At 74.1% G+C, this 1,973-nt stretch carries 3 protein-coding genes; 1 reads left to right on the top strand and 2 read right to left on the bottom strand.

Annotation, left to right across the window (positions count from 1 at the left end):
* A partial coding sequence (locus tag ACYVE9_RS24785) for a helix-turn-helix transcriptional regulator (RefSeq protein WP_461030128.1) occupies positions 1–455 on the top strand: 455 nt, incomplete at its 5' end.
* A 5-nt stretch (positions 456–460) separates the two neighbouring features.
* On the opposite strand, the gene ACYVE9_RS24780 is transcribed toward ACYVE9_RS24785, so the two are convergent.
* Together ACYVE9_RS24780 and ACYVE9_RS24775 are read right to left on the bottom strand one after the other, a co-directional pair.
* Positions 461–1,243 carry an aminotransferase class IV family protein gene (locus ACYVE9_RS24780; protein ID WP_461030127.1) on the bottom strand — a complete coding sequence of 261 codons (783 nt, stop codon included), beginning with the start codon at positions 1,241–1,243 and terminating at the stop codon, positions 461–463.
* Positions 1,244–1,345: 102 nt separating this feature from the next.
* A complete protein-coding gene (locus tag ACYVE9_RS24775; protein WP_461030126.1) occupies positions 1,346–1,849 on the bottom strand; it encodes a GNAT family N-acetyltransferase in 504 nt (167 codons plus the stop codon).
* Positions 1,850–1,973 lie beyond the last annotated feature (124 nt).

The following is a 1,973-nucleotide window of genomic DNA, read 5'->3' as shown; positions in this document are numbered from 1 at the left end:
TCGCCGAGACCGAGACCCGGCCCGCCGTCCGGCTGCGCACCTACGAGGAGGCGGTGGCCTCACTGGACGGTGCGCAGTCCCGCCTGGACCTCGTCCGGGTGCTGCTGGGGCAGGGCGCCGCGCTGACGCTGCACGGCGACACCGCGTCGGCGCAGCGGGTGCAGCGGCGGGCCCGGAAGCTGGCAGCGGAGTGCGGTGCCGAGGTGCTGCGTTCCCGCGCCGCGAACGAGTTGCTGAGTGGCGGGGGCGTCCCGGCCGGCGCCGAGACCGAACTGCTCACGCCCAGTGAGCACCAGGTCGCCCGGCTGGCCGCCTCGGGACGCAGCAACAAGGCCATCGCCGCCGCGCTGTTCGTCACCCAGCGCACGGTGGAGCTGCATCTCACCGCGGTGTACCGGAAGTTGAGGGCGACCCGGAGTGAGCTGAAGGACCTGGTCGGCGAGGCCGACGCCTGAGGCGCCTACAGCAACTCGCCCGGGTCCGCCGTGTAGGCGCGGCGGAGGCCGTCGACGAGTTCGGTCCCGGCGGGCAGCGGCACGTCGTCGACAGCCGCGACCGCCCGCACCCCGATCGCCGTGTTGGTGACGAACGCCGCCCGCATGTAAGGGAGTTGTCCGACGGTCAGCACGGCGTCCACATGCTCCCCGCCGCTTCGCCGCAGCAACTCCATGGTGACCCCGGGCAGGACGTCCGCTTCCGGCCAGACGTGGCGCGTCCCGTCGTGGAAGCCGATGTTCCAGGTCGGTCCCTCGTGGATGGCACCCGACGCGTCGGTGAACAGCGCGTCGTCGAAGCCCGCACGTTGCGCGGCACGCCGGCGGTGCAGCGCGCCGAAGAGAGCCACGTGCTTCACCGCCGGCTGGTCGCGCAGGTAGGCGGCCGTGCGCAGGCGCAGCGGTGGAAGCACCGGGTAGGCGGGAGCGGGCCGGGTGGTGACCAGGACACTCGGCTCGGCCGCCGCGGAGGGGCGGCCCAGGTCCAGGTCCGGATCGAACACGGTCACCCGCACGACGAGGACACCACCCAGGCCGCCCACGGCGTGCCTGAGCAGATACCGGACCCGTTCGGGGTCCAGCCCGGTACCGAAGACGGTCCGGCAGTCCCGGACCAGGCGGGCCAGGTGCAGGCTCAGCCCGCGGACCCACCCGTGCTCCACCCGCATGGAGGTGAAGTGCCCGTAGTTGGTGAGCGCCAGGCCCTGAAGGGCCTCCGCGGTGACCTCACGGCCGTCCAGTTCCGCCATGCACCGGATTCTGCCAGCCGCACGGGGCCTCCCGGCTGCACCGCGTGCGCCGGTCGCGGCCCGGCTCGCGCGGGCCGGAACGGGCCAGGCCAAGCCGGCCGCTCAGCGTGCGGGGTGCTTGTGCAGCTCCATGAGATGACCGGTGGCGGCGAACTGCTCGTTGCCCTCCAGCCTGCCGGTCCGCGTCTCCACCACGGTGAAGCCCTCCCGCAGGTAGAGCTTCAGCGCCCGGTCGTTGCCGGCCAGCACGGTGGTCTCGATCCGCGGCCCGCCCTGCGCGACCGCGTGCCGCAGCAGCGCCGCGCCGGCGCCCTGCCCGTACCGGGCCGGGTCGACGTAGAGCCAGGTCACCTCGTCCTCCTCCAGCACGACGAAGCCCACCACGGGCGCCTCCTCGCCCCCGGCGGCGTCCTGGGCGACCCACGACCGGCCGTCGTGGAAGCCCTCGCTGTCGGCCGTCGCCGACAGCGGCAGGAACGCCTCGACACCCACGGAGTCACGCAGTTCGTCCAGCCGGGCGCTGTCGTGGATGCGGGCGGCGGCGTCCCAGTCCTCGTCCCGGTAGGGGCGTATGCGCCAGACCGGGCGCGTCGTGTCAGGGCTCATGCAGGCACGATGGCCGCAAGCCGCCCGTACGGCAACCGAATTACCCTCGCGCGGCGCCTCCGGCGACCACCACGCGTCGGCCCGCCGCCTCAGGGCGGCGTGCCTGGCGGCGCGGGCGCGGACC

The organism is Streptomyces sparsus (assembly GCF_054776295.1).
This window is presented reverse-complemented; position numbering and strand designations above follow the sequence as displayed.

Excerpts from the sequence above, each read along its gene's own strand:
- ACYVE9_RS24780 (WP_461030127.1), bottom strand. The coding sequence starts at position 1,243 with ATGGCGGAACTGGACGGCCGTGAGGTCACCGCGGAGGCCCTTCAGGGC.
- ACYVE9_RS24775 (WP_461030126.1), bottom strand. The coding sequence starts at position 1,849 with ATGAGCCCTGACACGACGCGCCCGGTCTGGCGCATACGCCCCTACCGG.